This window comes from Serratia sp. HMSC15F11, assembly GCF_001808215.1.
In the GTDB taxonomy this organism is placed as follows: Bacteria; Pseudomonadota; Gammaproteobacteria; order Enterobacterales; family Enterobacteriaceae; genus Serratia; species Serratia nevei.
The window spans coordinates 21,244-38,077 of sequence record NZ_KV792477.1 but is presented as its reverse complement, the minus strand read 5'-3'; the positions used below and the strand labels follow the sequence as shown (position 1 = coordinate 38,077).

Here is a 16,834-nt window from a genome sequence, read left to right as displayed (position 1 = left end):
CTTACCCGAAATCTGATTTATTCAACAAAGCCTATTTCTCCAGCAATGATGGCGCGGACGGCGATCAGTCTTATATGCGTTTTGGCCTGCGTGGCGAAACGCAAATCAGCGATCAGCTGACCGGTTACGGCCAGTGGGAATATCAGGCCAACCTGAACCATGCTGAAAACCAGGACAACAAGAACTTCACCCGTTACGGCTTCGCCGGTCTGAAATTCGGCGACTACGGTTCCTTCGACTATGGTCGTAACACCGGCGTGCTGTACGACGTCGCGGCTTACACCGACTTGCAGCCTGAGTTCGACGGCTCGACCTACGGCGCTGACCAGTTCATGTTCCAGCGCTCCAGCGGCCTGGCAACCTACCGTAACAACGGCTTCTTCGGTTTGGTTGACGGCCTGAACTTCGCCCTGCAGTATCAGGGTAAGAACGGCAGCGCTGAAGAGACCAACAACGGCCGTGATGTCCTGGGCCAAAACGGTGAAGGCTACGGCATGTCGATGAGCTATGACATGGGTTACGGCATCAGTGCCGCCGGTGCCTTCTTCAACTCTCGTCGTACCAGCGAGCAGAACGGCGGTGGCGGCTATCAAAACATCATGGGCCGCGGCGACAAGGCGGAAGGTTACTCCGGTGGCCTGAAATATGACGCCAACGACACCTACCTGGCCGTGATGTTCACCCAGTCCTACAACGCGGCGCGCTTCGGTAGCTCTACCAGCGATGCTTTCGGTTACGCCAACAAGGCGCAGAGCTTCGAAGCCTACGCGCACTACCAGTTCGACTTCGGTCTGCGTCCGTTCGTGGGTTATAACCAAACCAAAGGTAAGGATCTGGGCCGCGCCGGTAACGGCAAGGACTACGGTGATGAAGATCTGGTCAAATTCGTCGACCTGGGTGCGACCTACTTCTTCAACAAAAACATGTCCACCTATGTTGACTACAAAATCAACCTGCTGGATAACAACGACTTCACCCAAGCTGCCGGTATCAACACCGACAACGTGGTGGCCGTGGGCCTGGTTTACCAGTTCTAAGCACCTCAGTGTGAACGTCATCGCGCGGCCTTCGGGCCGCGTTTTTTTTGCCTGTAAAGCACGGATTGATCCGTTGTCGGCACGGGAAGCGCTTCGGATCTCCCCCGCTGGGCCTACGCTGTCAGAACAGCAAACAGAGCGGAGGTGATATGGAACTCAAGATCGACAAGGTGATCGAAACGGTGCTGTACGTCAGCGATATTGAACGCGCGGACGCTTTTTATCGAGAGGTGCTGCAACTGCCGGCGATGGTCACCAACGAACGGTTTCGCGCCTATAACGTCGGCGATCGAAGCGTATTGTTGCTGTTTATTGAGGGCGATTCGCTGCGCGGGGCGCACTATCCGACCGGGTTTATTCCCGCGCACGATGGCGTGGGGCCGGCGCATATCGGGCTGGCGGTAGCGAAAGACCAACTGCCGCATTGGGAACGGCATCTGATGGCCAACGGCGTGGAGATAGAGGGGCGGATGCGCTGGGAACACGGCGGAGAGAGCATTTATTTTCGCGATCCCGACGCTCATCTGCTGGAGTTGGTGACGCCGGGCATTTGGGCCAATTACTGATCGAACCCGCCTTGCGCCAACATGTCCAACGTGGCATTCAGCACCTGCAGCGCGGCCTGTGGTAGCCGCTCTATCTGCACTCTGACGATGGCGCCGTCGATCAGCATTGCCAACATCGCTGAGTGCTGTTCCCGCTGTGGGCCGGCGGGCAGGTGACGTGCCAGCTCGTCCGCCATTTGTCGCTTATGCTGGCTGGCGATGTGCAGGCTTTCCGGCAGCAGGTCGGCAAGTTCCACCGCCGTATTGATAAACGCGCAGCCACGAAAGCGCGGATCGTCGAACCATTCCGCCAGGCAGGGCGCCAGCGCCGCCAGCAACCCGCCGGTTTGCGCCACATGCCTGGCCAACGCTGTGCTGAACCAAGCTAGCCACTGCTGGTGGCGATAGGCCAAAAACGCCGTAATCAAGTCGTTCTTGCTGGGAAAATGGCGGTAAAACGTCACCTTGGTTACGCCAGATTCCTTGATGATGCGATCGATGCCGGTGGCGCGGATCCCCTCCTGATAAAACAGATCGTGCGCCGTCAGCAGGATGCGCTGGCGGGCGGGCAAGGCGTTGAGATCGGCGGTCATCATTTTCTCCTGGGCTATTTCCGACTGATTGTAGACAACTCTGTCTACATGCGCTAGCGTAATATTGTAGACAGAGTTGTCTACATGCCTTCACTCAGGAGATGAACATGAGCATTAAACCCCCATTGCCGCCTTTTACCCGCGAATCCGCCATCGAGAAGGTGCGGCTGGCGGAGGATGCCTGGAACAGTCGCGATCCCGAACGCGTATCGCAGGTATATTCCCTCGATACTCATTGGCGTAACCGCGCGGAGTTTGTCGACGGCCGCGCAGCGGTGGTCGGTTTTTTACAACGCAAATGGGCGAAAGAGTTGGAGTATCGGCTAATTAAGGAACTGTGGGCGTTTGATGGCGCGCGCATCGCGGTGCGTTTCGCCTATGAATGGCGCGACGATTCCGGCAACTGGTATCGCAGCTTCGGCAACGAAAACTGGGAGTTCAATCAGGAGGGGCTGATGATCAACCGCCATGCTTGCATCAACGACATGCCGATCCGCGAACAGGATCGGCGTTTTCATTGGCCGCTCGGCCGGCGCCCGGACGATGTCCCGGCCCTGAGCGATTTCGGTTTTTGAATCTGACGTCGCGCCCGCGATGGCCGCTAGTGAGAAAAAGCGCACCGATCGACAAAGGGGAATTTGTAGAAAAGCCTTTCCACTTCTAGACTTAGGGGACAACAAACGCACTCCAAGAGGACAAGCTATGACGAAGAAGTTGGTTTTGGCCGTCGGCACTGCGGCGGTATTTTCCATTCTTGCCGGCTGTACCACCTATGATCGTGCAGCCAGCTATGTCAATGAGCCGGTGGTCAGCGATGTCAAAGTAGGGATGACCAAGCAACAGGTGCGGGCTATCGCGGGTCCGCCGTCGACCACCGCCACGCTGGTTCATGCGCAGGGCACTTGCGACACCTATGCGGTGGCGCCGCGCGACGGCAAAGTGCAAACGTACTTTGTCAGCTACAACGACACGGGCCATGTCATGAACAAGGGCTATCAAACCTGTTCAGACTACGATTCTCAGCCGAAATAATCGCGTTTCGGCCGACCCAAAGAGCCTCGCTTGCGCGGGGCTTTTCATTTTTTAAGCGTTTAAGGCCTGAAGTTTAGGCAACCGCACCGGTTGTGCCATTTTTTTGCATGAAAACGATAGACATTTCATAACGGTATCGCTAATATCAGCGCCCATTGGAAGGATGGCCGAGTGGTTTAAGGCAACGGTCTTGAAAACCGTCGAGTGTAACAGCTCCCAGAGTTCGAATCTCTGTCCTTCCGCCAAATTCAGCCGGCTTAGCTCAGTAGGTAGAGCAACTGACTTGTAATCAGTAGGTCACCAGTTCGATTCCGGTAGCCGGCACCATGACAGAGGCCCCAGCAGAGATGCTGGGGCTTTTTGTTATGGATTTTTTACTGGAAGCGCCACGAGAAGGAGTTTCTCAGGTGGCGCTGAAGTTAACCGATAAGCAGCCATCAGATTGAGTGTCGATAGGCAATTACCGTAGCGCGACAGCTTTCGTTTGGTTGCGGTTAATAAGCATTTTGCCGAGTTTGATACCTGGTTTCTCAATAAAGTGGTACAGCAACGTTGCGATACCATAGGTGAGCGGGAGAATGATTCCTGATGCAACAATGAATCGCATCACTGACGAAAGTTCAGCAAATGATGTGTTTGAGAGCAAATAGGCAACGACCGGTAGGACTATCAATAGGTGGAGCAAATAGACTGAGTATGAGACATCTCCCAGAAATACGCTGAAACGGTTTGTCAGGCACCAGCGCGGCAAGCGCAGCACGCGCGACCACTTGCTCTCTTTACTCCTGGCCCAAAGCATCGTGACCATCATTAAGATAAGACCTATTTGAGCGAGCAAATGGTATTTATTCAATTCGTTTGGCAGATACGCACTACCCAGTACGGTTAATAAAGCAAAAACGACATAGCGAACACTCTTACTGCGGATTGATTCAGCCATCAGCATGCCCCCAATAAATAAGTTCAGCTTTATGAGGATCATGGAGGGCATGGGGAATGCAGCAAAGTAGTCCGGTACTAAAAATTTGGTGAGTCCGCACAGCAAGACAACCGCGAGGCATGCACGGGCAAATCCCAGTTTCAAGACTGTCAACATGATGAATGGAAAAAGTAAATAGAACTGCATTTCCAAACCGATGCTCCAGTCGGGTAGCACCGTATTAAATGAATAATTAGGCAGGAAGCCAAACATAAAGGTGACGTGTGTGAATACGTTCATAAATGAATGGTCGCTATAGCGTGAGCTGTTGGTTTGCGTTTCGCTGTAGAAGTGGCCAATGATGTCTCTGGCTTCACCAAAATAGCTACCGAATGCGATAGCCAGAACCAGTAAGACATAATAAAGCGGCGCGATGCGAAAGAATCGCCGGGCCCAAAACTTTTTAAATGTCGATGAGTCGTTCCAAGGTTCTTGTTCTTTACGTTCAACATGATTTTTGGCCATCAGGTAACCCGAAAGCAGAATGAAAAGATCTACACCGATTGCTGGATCAGAAAGGATTGGGATCTGGAAGCGGGTTAAAATGCAGATATGACCCAAAACAACCCAAAGAGATGCCAAACCGCGTAATCCTTCAAGTTCCTGTGACCACTTTTTAGCAGGTTGCATAAGGAAAAGCCTATAAATAAATTTTCATTAATGATTCCAATGGGTTGATGAGGTTTTAGATAGTATAGCATGGGATGTGTTATGGGGTTAGTTGGTAAATTCTGAATGTAAGTCGCATAGAGTCTGGAATTTTCCGCTGCCGTGGGCCTTGAAACTATTCACTTATGCGAGCGATAGTCGGCGAGTGGCATATATATATGAGAACTGCGTACCCAGCCGTAAGCCCCGTGATTTTTGAAAGTCTTCATTTCTCAGAAGGAGAGCAAGATACTGTAGTCGATAGATAAGTATGCTGTCTTGTTCGTATAAAACAGCCTACTGATGCTAGGTTCAGGCTTGGCTACTCGTCGGGGGCTACGTTGAGGCTGCTTAGCAAATATCCGTGACCAGCCACTGATCCGCTTCTTCGAACATCTCTTCCAACATTCGGTTCAGCTTCTCACGATCGCTTTTGCTGGCGTCGGAGTTCAGGCCGTTGGCCTGCATCGGTTTTACGCGCACTTCGGCTTCAGGAAACAGCGCATGCACGCGTTTTTCCAGCTCGTTGCGAATGATCTCGGCGGCGTTGGGTAGCCCAGCGACGTTGCGCTTGTCGTACACTAATTCTACAAACATGACTCACCTGTAAATACTGATTTAATGTACAGTATTCTGGCCTGAGGAAGGCGGGTTGGCAAGAGGGAGGCGCAATTTTGCATGAGGCGTTCATTCTTGCTTGCGCAGCGGGCGGCCAAGCCTGCCCACTGCATCACTTTCTTACGTCTGGCCAGTGGCCTGCATTTTCCCTGCTCACTTCGCGCGTGAATCTTCAAAGGGCGTGATCATTCCCGCAGTCTGCATTTTTCTTCCTTAAAAATCAGTACGTAAGGCGGTGGCGTCGGGCCGGGGCTCCCTGGTGTTGGAGGCCCGGCGCCACCTTTCTGGTCGCCGTTCTTGGCATAATGTTGCTCAACGCAGGTATGCGCCGGAACTCGGCGCTACGGGCGCTGACGCAGCGTCTTCGCGTTCTGACGGAGAAAAAATCCCGAGTGTTGGGCAGTAGTCGCTCTATGAGCGCTGAATAAGGCACTCATCTCATTTCGTTTAAAATTAAACCGGGATGCGGTTTGCTCTCCAGGTGGGCTTTCTTGCACTAAATTGCTGCGAGGTTAATGATCAGTATTTTAGGTTTCTCCCGCGGCAGCTATGGCGTGAATGCGATGAAGATATCCCGGGCGTTGTAAATCGCCTCTTAAGCTTGATGAACGGGATATGAGTTAGCCTGCTTAGATAGCTTTTTATAAGTAAACTGAATCATTTCAATAAAAACCAGTCACGTTCATCAAGAAAGATGATTTGCAATAAGATCATTTTATTACAATAATTTTTCTGTGTTTTTCGTCCGTCGCTCGCTCAGGATCATTGTCATGGCCACCTTGTAAGTGGTTTAATGTTTTTAATTCACTTTAACGAAGCTAAAGTATAGGTTTAAAACATTATAATGCAACCAAACAACATTAAAATATCAGAAGAAAATGGTATGTCATTGAAAATGATAGGCGAAAACCTCACTTACCTCATGCGCATGCACGGGATTGACGCCAGTCGGTTGAGCAGCGAAACAGGGATAGGTATTGCCACCATCAATAATCTGAGGAAAGGGGTGGGGAATCCCACGATCGCCACGCTTGCGTCCATTGGTGAATTTTTCAGCGTAAAAGTAGGGGAGCTGACTGACAAGGATTTAAGCGTCACAGGGGAGGCCAAACACAATGTGAGATCGCTGCCGCTCATTAGCTACAGCGATGTAGAGCGTTTTCTGGCCAACAGGGTCAGAACGGCAGATACCTATACGACGGAAGTCGATGACATGACGGACGATTCGCTGTTTGTGGCAGAGATAACGAATAATTCACTGTCGCCTGAATTAGACCGTGGAACGTATTGTGTGATCTCCCTCAAGGAGCCATTTTGTGATGGTGACATCGTCCTTGTTAAGCTGAAAAATTACCCAATATGCTTAAGGCGAGTTTTTGTTTCTGACGACGACTTGTTGTTTACAAATATCTCATTAGATTCAGATAGCAGCGTGAAGTCCTATAGCGATTATGCGATCGTCGGTGTTCTGGTGAAAACGATAAAGAGGCTGAAATAAATGGGTTTATTTAACATAATGAGAAGGCTAAGAAAAATATACTCTCCCAGTTACCTCTATACGTTAGATCGCAGCGTGATCCGAACGGCGGATGGATATTGGCTTTTCAAAGAGTTTGGCACCCATACTTTCGTGAAAAAAAACTGGGGGCAACTCATCGAGGGCGATTTTCTCAGGCACGTTAACCCGAAAGACATCGCTTTTATCGCCGAGACCGAGTCTAAAATAAAAATCGCCTCGGCCAAACTGTCGATTCATGAAGAAAAAAGAAACTGTATGTGGACGTTGAAAAACGACGTTGACTCGATATCAATATCGGGGGCGGATTTCCTAAAGGATCGCGATCTTGTCGACAAAACCGAGTCCTTGGATGCGACGAAAATAGCCTTTTATGCCGGGGTAAAAGAAGGCAGAGCACTCTCTGCCTCTTTGAAAAATGCAAAGAAAAGCGACAAGTCTAAAAAAACAATACTGACGTTGATTAAATAAACCAGGGTTCGACGTGAATATGCTCATCGAACGTAATTACGCTGAAAGCCGAGTTGTCTATGCTGCTGACATCGCTTGTGCCGTTTTTCCATTGCGAACAAATTGCCGGGGAAACAGAGATTAAGGTTTCCCCCAGCTTTCTTTGGAATAACGTATGCGCATGGCCTGAGCCGATAAACTTAACGTTCAATCGTTGGCAGAGGCTCAAAAGCTCCTCAGCATTGTTTAACATACAGCTATCAACAATCGGGGTGCCTACAGGAATAGGGTGATGATGCAAGAAGACGGCGACCTTTTTATTGCCACTTGCGACGATGGCTTTTTCAAGCATGTCGAGCGATTGCGTCGAGATCCTGCCGAAATCTTCGTTATCAACCACCGAGTCGATGCTGAGCAGGCGCCATTCGTCATCTTCAAACGAGTTTATATCATAGCTGCCGCCCTGTTTACGGGCTACATCGTCCAGGTTCTTTTTGTTGTCGTGGTTGCCTGGGAAAAAATAGAAAGGTAAGGAAGTGCGGTTCATTATCTTAAAGAAGCGCTCATAAGAGGGGATATCGCCATCATGAGAGATGTCACCCGTCACAATGATTAAATCGGCATTGATTTTATCGGCATTGGCGTTAATGAAGTCAATGGCCCTGTCGAAATTAGCAAGATGCTTCGAAGCCAGCGCGCTTTCATTAGGCATAATATGTATGTCGCTAATCTGAATTACTTTCATGCGAGACCCTGTTGATATTACTTAAATGGATTGTATGAGGTGCCCCAATCATAGTGATCGGTGTTTTCTATCTTCTTCACCCACTCGACTAAGGCGATGGCGAGCGGCAGTAAGACAATGGAGACGACAACTTTATAAGACCAGGTTGTACTTATGATGTTAACCAACTCCATGAAGGTATATTTTCCTGAAAGACTGATCGGATAGGCTGTCAGCAACAGGGCGGCCTGTGTAGACATGGAGCCCACAATATATCGGATAAAGAAGTATTTGCCGGAGAAGATAATCTTCATCTTTGAAATAATGAAGCCATTGACGAAATAAGCGACCGGAACGGACACCCAGGTGCCGATCATGACTCGCCAGAATTCGTGGTACAAAGAATAATAGTGTGTGGCGATATCGTTGTTTTCTGGCTGAATAGCGGCTGAGAGATTAAGTATTATGACATATAGGCTTTGACAGAAGACCATGATCCATATTGCTCTGACCGACAATTTATAGCCGTAAACCTCAGTAAGCAATGTGGAGATCAAGAAACACAGGGAGAATACAATGCCGCTGGCCGTTATTTTAAAACCATAGATATCAAAGACCTTATAAACCAACGTGTCGCAGGTGATCATAATGGTCACCGTCAGGCCAACAAAAAGGCCATAGAGCTTGAGATTTCCTTGCATTTTTATTCCTTATTTAGTCCGTGTTCTTCTGTTATTCATAATCCATACTTATTTAAAACATCAACCAAGCGGCCAGATAGTGGCGCAATGATGCTCGAGCCATGTCGCATGGCCATCGTTTCTCTTTATTCAAGGCAACGCCTCTCCTTTCCCTCACGGGTTCCTGAAGGCGAAAGCGCTACGCTGGGTTTTGCGAAGAATGCTGATGGCCTGTTGATTGAGAAAAGATGACTTTACCGTAATCCATTAATGTTTCTAATGAATATATTGCCTGGATCGCGCTGTGTCAATCATGGGAAGAGGAATACGGGACGTTAACTTGATGAGGGCTTGATGCGTTCACTCCCGGGGCGTGGGCGGCAGAGTCTGCAGCTGAATCACCAATTCCGCCAGGCTGGCGGCCTGCATTTTCTCCATCACTTTCGCCCGGTGAACCTCCACGGTGCGCAGGGCGATATTCAGCCGCTCCGCCATTTCCCGATTCATCATGCCTCGCCCTACCAGCTGTGCGATGTCGCGTTCTTTCGGCGTGAGCGTGCGGTAACGGCCGAGGGTTTCATGGCGTTGCCAGGCTGCGGCCGAAACCCGGTGCGCGCGTTCGAGGGCGGCGATCAGCGGTTCAGCGGCGATCGGTTTTTGCAGGAAGTCCACCGCGCCGGACTTCATCTGCTCCACCGCCATCGGCACGTCGCCATGGCCGGACAGGAACACCACCGCCAGCGTGCTGCCGAGGCGGCGCAGCTCAGCATAGGCCTGGTGCCCATCGAGTTTCGGCATCCTCATGTCCAGCAAGACGAGCCCGGTCTGAAACAGGTCGGCCTGCGCCAAAAAGTCGGTGCTGTCATTCCAGCACTGCACGTCGTGGCCGAGGCTGGTCAGCAAAAAATGGCAGGCGTCGGTGACGGCGACGTCATCGTCCACCAGATGAATTAGCGACATGGTTTTCCTCATGGGTCAATATGAAATGCAGCGTTACGCACAGCCCATTGCGGCTGTCGGGGGCGGGGCGGTTAGCCAGGCGGATTTCGCCGCCGCCATAGCGGGCCAGGCGCCGGCAAATGGCTAACCCCAGCCCCATGCCGCCGGCTTTGGTGGTGTTGAAGGGGCGAAAAGCCTGTTCCAGCCCGGGCGTTGTCATGCCGCCCGCGTTGTCCTGCAGATGCAACTCGATCGTCCGTTCGCTCTGGGCAGCGGAAAGCCAGACGGCATTGGCCCCGGCCTGCGCCGCATTCAGCAGCAGGTTCGCCAGCAGTTGTTCCAGCAGCGCCGGCGGCAGGGTTAGCGTCAGCGAAGGCGCCACGTTGTTGAACAACGTCAGGTCGGGGTAGCGCTGCGTCAGGCGCAGCAGCGCCCACACCCGCTCGGCGGTTTCGCTTACCGCAGCGGGCTGCCAGCGCGTTTGGTCTATCGCCTCTGCGGTGGGCTGTGCCCACTGGCGCAGGTTATGAATCGTCTCGCCGCCGCGCTGCGCCTGTCGGTCGATATTTTCCAGCGGCCCCAGCAACGGATGCCCGGCGTCCGTTTTGCGCAGTTGGATCAGGCATCCTTGCGCATAGTGGCGAATAGCCGCCAGCGGTTGATTGAGCTCGTGTGCGAAGCCGGAGGCCATTTCCCCCAGCACGTTCAGCTGCCTGGCGTTCTCCAGTGCCTGCTCCTGTCGCCGCAGTTGCTCTCCGGCATGGAGCAGCTGTCGCCCGCGCCGGCGTACCAGCAGCGCGATCCAGATATGGTTGACGATCAACAGCGCCAGCACCGCCAGCGACAGGCCGACGGCCGTCTGATGCTGGATCAGCCAGCTCTTGATATCCAGCCACAGCCGCCGCTGTTCCGGGTGTTGATTGACGGCGCGCAGCAGCGCTTCCACCTCGCTGGTCGAGGCCGGTGCGCCCCACAGGAAGGGCGACTGCGGCGGTGCGGTCAGCAAGGCCCTTGCCACCGCATCCACCAGTGAGTTATCCAGGCCGGGCAGGGCGGCGAACGACCAGTTGGGGTAAAGTGGCGTGCTGGTAACGCAGGGAACCGACGCGGCCTGTTGCAACAGCGGGCGAAAATCCGCCGGATTGATCAGGCCTTCCTGATCCATTTTCTCCAGCAGGCAGACCGGGACGATGGCGGCCTGAATGGCGCGTTCGCGCAACAGATAGAGCAGGGCGTCGGCAGGGAAACCGGTAAAGCGCAGGTGAAAATCGCGCTCGGGCCGTATGCCGGCGTCGCTGAGCGCCTTATAACCGGTCAGATAGCCGCCGAAGGCCTGCGGATCGATGGCGCCCACCGTTTTGCCCATCAGCGCCTGCGGCGTCGTAATGCCGCTGTCGCGCCGCACCAGAATCACGCTGCCGATGATGTTGCCCGTTGCCCGGTCGCCGTTGGCGGCGCGCAACGACGCCAGCCAGCGCAGATGATAGTGGCTGTTCAGCTGCACAAACTGCGCCGGATTGGTGACCACGAACTGCACGCTGCCCCGATTGACCGCCTCGCGCATCTGCGCCAGATCGAGCGGCCGCAGGCGGAAGTGTTCACCGCCGACGCTGCCGTTGAGCCTGTCGATCAGCGGCTGCCAGTCACGCGCGGTCGCCGCATCGCCGCGCATCGCCAGCACGCCGACCGACCACTCGCCCGCCTGTGCCGCCATCCCCCAGCCGAGACTGAGCAGCAGTAATAACACGACCCTCACGGCCCCTCCTGATGGGCAATCTGCCTGCCGTCACTTGTTTTAGATCAACGTTAGGTTCGGTATGTGGTTAACCACAATAGAGCTGAGCCCAATGCCATTTTTACACTGTAAATCATCGACATTGTTTATTCATCTAACGGGCATCAATAGCGTGATCGGGGTGATGCCCAGGGTGTGGGAGAGGCGCATGGATTTCGGTAAACGGCAGTTTTTGCAGCGGCTGGGCGTGTTGACGGCGGGGGCTTCGCTGATCCCCATGGCGGAAGCCGGGTTAACGTGGGCGCCGACGCGGCGCGAGGGGGATGTTCGCCGACGCTATGCGATGCTGATCGACCTGCGGCGCTGTATCGGGTGCCAGGCCTGTACCGTGAGCTGCGCCATTGAAAACCAGACGCCGCACGGGGAGTTTCGCACCACGGTAAACCAGTACCAGGTCAGCCTCGAAGGGGAAGAAGTAGCGACCAACGTGCTGCTGCCCAGGCTGTGCAACCACTGCGACAACCCGCCCTGCGTGCCGGTATGCCCGGTCCAGGCCACCTTCCAGCGCGAGGACGGGATCGTGGTGGTCGACAACAAACGCTGCGTGGGGTGCGCCTATTGCGTGCAGGCCTGTCCGTACGATGCCCGTTTTATCAATCACGCCACCCAAACGGCGGACAAATGCACCTTCTGCGTGCACCGGCTGGAAGCGGGATTGCTGCCGGCGTGCGTGGAGTCGTGCGTGGGCGGGGCGCGGATCATCGGCGATATGCGCGATCCGCACAGCAGGCTGAGCAAGCTGCTGCGGCGCCATGAGGCCGAGATCAAAGTCCTCAAGCCGGAGAACCAAACCGCGCCCCACGTCTTTTATCTGGGGTTGGATGACGCCTTCGTCACGCCGCTGCCGGGGCGGGCGCAGGTCGCCTTATGGGGGGAGGAACGATGAGCCGCCAACTGATGATCGCAGAAGTACTGAGCCAACCGCAGGCGGTGAGCTGGCTGCCGTGGGCCGTGCAATATTTCTTCTTTATCGGCATCGCCGCCTGCGCCGCGTTGCTGGCCTGCGTGTGGCGCTGGCGCGGTGGAGATAACGCCGCGCATCTGGAGCGCATGGCGCTGTTTATCGGGCTGACGTGCGCCATCACCGCGCCGCTGGCGTTAACCGCCGATCTGCATCAAACCGCCCGCTTTTGGCATTTCTACGCTTACCCGACGCCCTGGTCGTGGATGCCGTGGGGCGCGCTGTTCTTGCCGCTGTTTACCTTGCTGCTTGGCCTGTGGTTTCTCGCGATCGAATTTACGCGGCTGACGGGCAGACCGGTTGCGCTGCTGCGTGGGATCGCGCCCGCCTGCGCGCTGGTGGCTATCGGCCTGCTGTTGTACACCGGGCGTGAGGTTTCCGTCGTGCGCGCCCGCCCCATCTGGTTCAGCTACGGATTTCCGATCGTGATGTTCCTCAGCGCGCTGCAGGCGGTCTTGGCCCTGTTGCTGTTGGCGATGCGCAAACGGCCCGGCCTGCAGGCGCTGCTGGCGCGCGGGACACTGCTGACGCTGTTGCTGCTCGGCGGGGCGATCCTGCTGTGGGTGTGCGGCGATACGCTATCCGGCGCGGCGGTACGCCACTGGCTGCAGACGCAGGCGACGGCGCGCCAGTATGCCGCGGGATGGATCGCACTGTGGGGGCTGGCGCTGGCGTGCGCCACCTGGGCTGCCTATCGACGTTTGCCGCGCGGCGGCGCGCCGCTGCTGGTGGCCGGTGCACTGGGGCTGAGCTGGCTGATGCGCTGGACGCTGTTGATCGAAGTGCAAACCGTGCCGAAATACAACGCGTCTTATTCCCCCTATAGCCTGCCGCTTGGTACCGACGGTTTGCTGGCGATCGTCGGCACTTTCGGGCTGTGGCTGGCGTTAATGATCATGGTGCGTGAAGCACAGGCGTTTTTATTGCGGAGAAAACAACATGGCTAAACTCACCCGGCGTCAGTGGTTGAAAGTGGGCCTGGCCTTCGGCGGGCTGTCCGCTTTTGGCCTGAGCTATCGTGAGGTCGCCAAACGGGCGATCGACGGCTTGATTCATGGCACCTCAGGGCGGGTGACGTTGGATCGCATCAACGGCAACTCGCTGCAGCCCGAAGGGCGGGCAGTGCCGGAATGGCAAGGCAATCCGCAGCAGGCCATCTCGATGACCCAGTGTTTCGGCTGCTGGACGCAATGCGGCGTGCGGGTACGGGTGGACAGGCAGACCGATCGGGTATTGCGCATTGCCGGCAACCCTTATCATCCGCTGTCTCAGGAACGGCACGTCGATTCGGCGTTGCCGCTGCAGGACGCGTTGGCGCAGCTGGGCGGCGAAAGCGGCCTCGACGCCCGTTCCACCGCCTGCGCGCGCGGCGCCACGCTGCTGGAGGGGCTTTACAGCCCGCTGCGCGTGCTGGAGCCGATGAAGCGCGTCGGCAAGCGCGGCGAGGGCAAGTGGCAGCGCATCAGCTTTGAGCAGCTTATCGCTGAAGTGGTGGAGGGGGGCGATCTGTTCGGCGAGGGGCATGTGGACGGTCTACGAGCGATCCGCGATCTGGAAACACCGATCGACGTTCGGCGCGCGGGGCTGGGGCCGAAAGCCAACCAGCTGCTGGTGACCAATGCCGGTGACGACGGGCGCGACAGCTTCCTGCGGCGCTTCGCCCAGAACAGTTTCGGCAGCAAAAACTTCAGCGCGCACGGCGCTTACTGTGGGCTGGCCTACCGTGCCGGCTCCGGTGCATTGATGAACGATCTGGACAAGAACCCGCACGTGAAACCGGACTGGGAACAGGTCGAATTCGCGCTGTTTATGGGCACCTCGCCGGCGCAGTCCGGCAACCCGTTCAAGCGCCAGGCCCGGCAGCTGGCCAGCGCCAGATTACGCAGCGAGTTCCGCTACGCGGTAGTGGCGCCGGCGCTGCCGCTGACCACCACGCTGGAGGACGATCATGGCCATTGGATCCCGGTGCTGCCGGGCACCGACTCGGCGCTGGCGATGGCGATGATCCGTTGGATCCTCGACAACCGGCGTTATCAGGCCGGCTATCTCGCCATCCCGTCGGAGGCCGCCATGCAGCGTGCCGGCGAGAAGAGCTGGACCAACGCCACGCATCTGGTGATCGCCGAGAGCGAGCACCCGCTGGCGGGGCAGCATCTGACGCTGGCCCATCTGAACGGCGCCGAGTCAGCGTCGCCGGTGGTCGTCAACGGCGCGGGGGAACTGGTGCCGGCCGAGGCGTGCGACCGCGCCGAGCTGTGGGTAACCCGCACGGTGACGCTGCACGACGGCGCGCAGGTGGCGGTGAAAAGTGGTTTCCAGTGTCTGAAAGAGGCCGCCGATAAACTGTCGCCGGAGGCGTACAGCCGGGAATGCGGCGTGCCGATGGCACGCATCGCGGCGCTGGCCGAGGTCTTTACCGCCCATGGGCGCAAGGCGGCGGTGGTCGCCCATGGCGGGATGATGGCGGCAAACGGGTTTTACAATACCTGGTCGGTGATGATGCTCAATGTGTTGGTCGGTAACCTTAGCCTGGAGGGTGGAGTGTTCGTCGGCGGCGGTAAATTCAACGGCTTCGCCGAGGGGCCGCGCTATAACCTGGTCGATTTTCCCGGCCTGGTAAAACCGAAAGGGCTGAATATCGCGCGCAGCAAGGCCGCCTATGAAACCTCCGACGAATACCGCGAAAAAGTGGCGGCGGGCGTTTCACCCTGGCCGGCCAGGGCGCCCTGGTATCCGTTCGTCGCCGGGCAGTTGACCGAGCTGCTGACGTCGGCGCTGGCGGGGTATCCGTACGGGCTGAAGGCCTGGATCTCGAACATGACCAACCCCTTGTACGGTATCGCCGGGTTGCGCGGCGTGGCGGAGGAAGGATTGAAAGATCCGGCGCGTTTGCCGCTGTTTATCGCCATCGATGCGTTTATCAACGAAACGACGGCGCTGGCCGACTATATCATCCCGGATACCCATAACTTTGAGAGCTGGGGATTCAGTGCCCCTTGGGGCGGCGTCGCCAGCAAGGCCACTACCGCGCGCTGGCCGATAGTGACGCCGGCGACCGCGAAAACGGCGCAAGGGCAGCCGATTTCCATGGAGGCGTTTTGCATCGCCGTCGCCAAACGCCTGGCGCTGCCGGGGTTCGGCGATCGCGCGATCGGCGACGGCCAGGGCGGGCTGCTGCCGCTCAACCGCGCCGAGGATTACTATCTGCGCGCCGCCGCCAACGTGGCGTTTGCCGGCAAGGCGGCGGTGCCGGCCGCGAGGGCGGAAGAGCTGGCGCTGTGCGGCGTCGATCGCTTGTTGCCGCAGCTTGCGCAGACGCTGCGCGCCGATGAAATCGACCGCGTGGCGTTTATCTACAGCCGCGGCGGCCGCTTCGCCGATCATGACAGCGGCCGCCGCGACGGTAGCGTGGGCAATCGTTGGGAGAAGCCGCTGCAGATCTGGAATGCGGAAGTGGCGAAGCATCGCCATGCGATCACCGGCGAGCGTTTCAGCGGCTGTCCCACCTGTTACCCGGCGCGTTTGTCGGACGGCCGCGCGGTGGAAGAGCTCTACCCTGAGCGGCAGTGGCCGCTGCGGCTGATGTCCTTCAAATCCAATGTGATGAGCAGCTCCACCGCGGTGATCCGGCGCCTGCACGACGTGAAGCCGGTGAACCTGGTGGCCCTGAACCCGGCGGACGGGGTGCGTTTCGGCATTCAACACGGTGACTGGGTGAGCATCAGTACACCGGGCGGCAGCCGGGAGGCGCAGATCAGTTTGTTGGCGGGGGTGATGCCCGGTGTGATCGCGGTGGAACACGGCTACGGCCACCGGGAGATGGGGGCCAGCCGGCACTATCTGGACGGCGAACCGCTGGCGATGGATGAGCGCATCGCCGCCGGCATCAACCTTAACGATTTGGGCTTTGCCGATCCGACGCGCGAAGTGCCGAACACCTGGCTGGATTGGGTAACCGGTGCGGCGGTGCGCCAGGGCATTCCAGCGGCGATCGTCAAACTTTCCGCGTAAACGGCAGACGAAAAAAACCTGCTGTAACAGCAGGTTTTCATAAATTTGGTCGGCATGAGAGGATTATGCGCATCTTCGATGCTTGCCCTGCGGGCCGTTGCTAAAGCAACGTGGTCTCACTGCGCTCGGCTCAAACCTCCTTCGGAGATTCTCATCCTCTCAGTGTGCAGACGAAAAAAAACCTGCTGTAACAGCAGGTTTTCTTAAATTTGGTCGGCATGAGAGGATTCGAACCTCCGACCCCCGACACCCCATGACGGTGCGCTACCAGGCTGCGCTACATGCCGACGCTATGAAAATTCATAC

Annotated in this window: 16 protein-coding genes, 3 tRNA genes and 1 other RNA gene; 11 read left to right on the top strand and 9 right to left on the bottom strand. The window is 56.4% G+C overall.

The features are described 5' to 3' along the window. Together ompC and HMPREF3138_RS16670 are read left to right on the top strand one after the other, a co-directional pair. Positions 1–1,037 (top strand): porin OmpC (ompC, locus tag HMPREF3138_RS16675; protein WP_070559187.1); only part of this gene is annotated, 1,037 nt, incomplete at its 5' end. Positions 1,038–1,186: 149 nt separating this feature from the next. Next, positions 1,187–1,603: a VOC family protein gene (locus HMPREF3138_RS16670; RefSeq protein WP_038876353.1), complete on the top strand. Its 417-nt coding sequence runs from the start codon at positions 1,187–1,189 to the stop codon at positions 1,601–1,603. On the opposite strand, the gene HMPREF3138_RS16665 is transcribed toward HMPREF3138_RS16670, so the two are convergent. Beyond that, positions 1,597–2,175: a TetR/AcrR family transcriptional regulator gene (locus HMPREF3138_RS16665; RefSeq protein WP_038876352.1), complete on the bottom strand. Its 579-nt coding sequence runs from the start codon at positions 2,173–2,175 to the stop codon at positions 1,597–1,599. The two genes, HMPREF3138_RS16670 and HMPREF3138_RS16665, sit on opposite strands and share 7 nt — an antisense overlap. Before the next feature lie 107 nt (positions 2,176–2,282). Between HMPREF3138_RS16665 and HMPREF3138_RS16660 the strand changes: the two genes are divergently transcribed. The 4 genes from HMPREF3138_RS16660 to HMPREF3138_RS16645 all read left to right on the top strand — a co-directional run bounded on the left by HMPREF3138_RS16660 (position 2,283) and on the right by HMPREF3138_RS16645 (position 3,534). Continuing rightward, complete coding sequence (locus HMPREF3138_RS16660; protein ID WP_025303631.1) at positions 2,283–2,750, top strand: nuclear transport factor 2 family protein; 468 nt, start codon at positions 2,283–2,285, stop codon at positions 2,748–2,750. A gap of 127 nt (positions 2,751–2,877) precedes the next feature. Then, on the top strand, positions 2,878–3,207 hold the full coding sequence (osmE, locus tag HMPREF3138_RS16655; protein WP_025303630.1) for an osmotically-inducible lipoprotein OsmE: 330 nt from the start codon (positions 2,878–2,880) through the stop codon (positions 3,205–3,207). A 157-nt stretch (positions 3,208–3,364) separates the two neighbouring features. Next, a tRNA-Ser gene (locus tag HMPREF3138_RS16650) sits at positions 3,365–3,452 on the top strand. Between the two features lie 6 nt (positions 3,453–3,458). Next, positions 3,459–3,534, top strand: a tRNA-Thr gene (locus HMPREF3138_RS16645). Between the two features lie 133 nt (positions 3,535–3,667). On the opposite strand, the gene HMPREF3138_RS16640 is transcribed toward HMPREF3138_RS16645, so the two are convergent. Together HMPREF3138_RS16640 and HMPREF3138_RS16635 are read right to left on the bottom strand one after the other, a co-directional pair. Beyond that, a complete protein-coding gene (locus HMPREF3138_RS16640; protein ID WP_038876347.1) occupies positions 3,668–4,816 on the bottom strand; it encodes an acyltransferase family protein in 1,149 nt (382 codons plus the stop codon). Positions 4,817–5,185: 369 nt separating this feature from the next. After that, the gene (locus HMPREF3138_RS16635; protein ID WP_038876344.1) at positions 5,186–5,431 is read right to left on the bottom strand and encodes a DinI family protein; all 246 of its coding nucleotides are present in this window, start codon (positions 5,429–5,431) and stop codon (positions 5,186–5,188) included. A gap of 865 nt (positions 5,432–6,296) precedes the next feature. Here HMPREF3138_RS16635 and HMPREF3138_RS16630 point away from each other — a divergent pair. Together HMPREF3138_RS16630 and HMPREF3138_RS16625 are read left to right on the top strand one after the other, a co-directional pair. Then, positions 6,297–6,950 carry a helix-turn-helix domain-containing protein gene (locus HMPREF3138_RS16630; protein WP_038876342.1) on the top strand — a complete coding sequence of 218 codons (654 nt, stop codon included), beginning with the start codon at positions 6,297–6,299 and terminating at the stop codon, positions 6,948–6,950. Beyond that, the gene (locus tag HMPREF3138_RS16625; protein ID WP_038876340.1) at positions 6,951–7,439 is read left to right on the top strand and encodes an ATP synthase subunit B family protein; all 489 of its coding nucleotides are present in this window, start codon (positions 6,951–6,953) and stop codon (positions 7,437–7,439) included. It abuts the gene before it with no gap. On the opposite strand, the gene HMPREF3138_RS16620 is transcribed toward HMPREF3138_RS16625, so the two are convergent. The 4 genes from HMPREF3138_RS16620 to ttrS form a co-directional block, all read right to left on the bottom strand. Then, complete coding sequence (locus tag HMPREF3138_RS16620) at positions 7,432–8,163, bottom strand: metallophosphoesterase (RefSeq protein ID WP_038876338.1); 732 nt, start codon at positions 8,161–8,163, stop codon at positions 7,432–7,434. The two genes, HMPREF3138_RS16625 and HMPREF3138_RS16620, sit on opposite strands and share 8 nt — an antisense overlap. 17 nt (positions 8,164–8,180) lie before the next feature. Continuing rightward, positions 8,181–8,843, bottom strand: coding sequence for a VUT family protein (locus HMPREF3138_RS16615; protein WP_038876336.1), 663 nt, complete (start codon positions 8,841–8,843; stop codon positions 8,181–8,183). A 339-nt stretch (positions 8,844–9,182) separates the two neighbouring features. Then, a complete protein-coding gene (gene ttrR, locus HMPREF3138_RS16610) occupies positions 9,183–9,782 on the bottom strand; it encodes a tetrathionate respiration response regulator TtrR (protein ID WP_038876334.1) in 600 nt (199 codons plus the stop codon). Beyond that, positions 9,754–11,475 carry a tetrathionate respiration histidine kinase TtrS gene (gene ttrS, locus HMPREF3138_RS16605; RefSeq protein ID WP_223294915.1) on the bottom strand — a complete coding sequence of 574 codons (1,722 nt, stop codon included), beginning with the start codon at positions 11,473–11,475 and terminating at the stop codon, positions 9,754–9,756. The genes ttrR and ttrS overlap by 29 nt, the downstream gene beginning before the upstream one ends. A 229-nt stretch (positions 11,476–11,704) precedes the next feature. Between ttrS and ttrB the strand changes: the two genes are divergently transcribed. From ttrB to ttrA, 3 genes are read left to right on the top strand one after another with little or no spacing between them, the layout of a single operon-like run. Further along, positions 11,705–12,442 carry a tetrathionate reductase subunit TtrB gene (gene ttrB, locus HMPREF3138_RS16600; protein WP_038876332.1) on the top strand — a complete coding sequence of 246 codons (738 nt, stop codon included), beginning with the start codon at positions 11,705–11,707 and terminating at the stop codon, positions 12,440–12,442. After that, positions 12,439–13,464: a tetrathionate reductase subunit TtrC gene (gene ttrC, locus HMPREF3138_RS16595; RefSeq protein ID WP_038876330.1), complete on the top strand. Its 1,026-nt coding sequence runs from the start codon at positions 12,439–12,441 to the stop codon at positions 13,462–13,464. Before ttrB ends, ttrC begins: the two co-directional genes overlap by 4 nt. Then, positions 13,457–16,528, top strand: a complete 3,072-nt coding sequence (gene ttrA, locus HMPREF3138_RS16590) for a tetrathionate reductase subunit TtrA (RefSeq protein WP_038876328.1) — start codon at positions 13,457–13,459, stop codon at positions 16,526–16,528. The genes ttrC and ttrA overlap by 8 nt, the downstream gene beginning before the upstream one ends. A 46-nt stretch (positions 16,529–16,574) precedes the next feature. On the opposite strand, the gene HMPREF3138_RS16585 is transcribed toward ttrA, so the two are convergent. Then, a non-coding RNA gene (locus HMPREF3138_RS16585) (RtT sRNA) lies at positions 16,575–16,704 on the bottom strand. A 34-nt stretch (positions 16,705–16,738) separates the two neighbouring features. Continuing rightward, positions 16,739–16,815 (bottom strand) — tRNA-Pro (locus HMPREF3138_RS16580). Between the last annotated feature and the right edge of the window lie 19 nt (positions 16,816–16,834).

Bases quoted from the DNA above. Each gene is read 5' to 3' on its own strand.
- HMPREF3138_RS16670 (WP_038876353.1), top strand. From the start codon at position 1,187: ATGGAACTCAAGATCGACAAGGTGATCGAAACGGTGCTGTACGTCAGC.
- HMPREF3138_RS16665 (WP_038876352.1), bottom strand. From the start codon at position 2,175: ATGACCGCCGATCTCAACGCCTTGCCCGCCCGCCAGCGCATCCTGCTG.
- HMPREF3138_RS16660 (WP_025303631.1), top strand. From the start codon at position 2,283: ATGAGCATTAAACCCCCATTGCCGCCTTTTACCCGCGAATCCGCCATC.
- osmE (WP_025303630.1), top strand. From the start codon at position 2,878: ATGACGAAGAAGTTGGTTTTGGCCGTCGGCACTGCGGCGGTATTTTCC.
- HMPREF3138_RS16640 (WP_038876347.1), bottom strand. From the start codon at position 4,816: ATGCAACCTGCTAAAAAGTGGTCACAGGAACTTGAAGGATTACGCGGT.
- HMPREF3138_RS16635 (WP_038876344.1), bottom strand. From the start codon at position 5,431: ATGTTTGTAGAATTAGTGTACGACAAGCGCAACGTCGCTGGGCTACCC.
- HMPREF3138_RS16630 (WP_038876342.1), top strand. From the start codon at position 6,297: ATGCAACCAAACAACATTAAAATATCAGAAGAAAATGGTATGTCATTG.
- HMPREF3138_RS16625 (WP_038876340.1), top strand. From the start codon at position 6,951: ATGGGTTTATTTAACATAATGAGAAGGCTAAGAAAAATATACTCTCCC.
- HMPREF3138_RS16620 (WP_038876338.1), bottom strand. From the start codon at position 8,163: ATGAAAGTAATTCAGATTAGCGACATACATATTATGCCTAATGAAAGC.
- HMPREF3138_RS16615 (WP_038876336.1), bottom strand. From the start codon at position 8,843: ATGCAAGGAAATCTCAAGCTCTATGGCCTTTTTGTTGGCCTGACGGTG.
- ttrR (WP_038876334.1), bottom strand. From the start codon at position 9,782: ATGTCGCTAATTCATCTGGTGGACGATGACGTCGCCGTCACCGACGCC.
- ttrS (WP_223294915.1), bottom strand. From the start codon at position 11,475: ATGGCGGCACAGGCGGGCGAGTGGTCGGTCGGCGTGCTGGCGATGCGC.
- ttrB (WP_038876332.1), top strand. From the start codon at position 11,705: ATGGATTTCGGTAAACGGCAGTTTTTGCAGCGGCTGGGCGTGTTGACG.
- ttrC (WP_038876330.1), top strand. From the start codon at position 12,439: ATGAGCCGCCAACTGATGATCGCAGAAGTACTGAGCCAACCGCAGGCG.
- ttrA (WP_038876328.1), top strand. From the start codon at position 13,457: ATGGCTAAACTCACCCGGCGTCAGTGGTTGAAAGTGGGCCTGGCCTTC.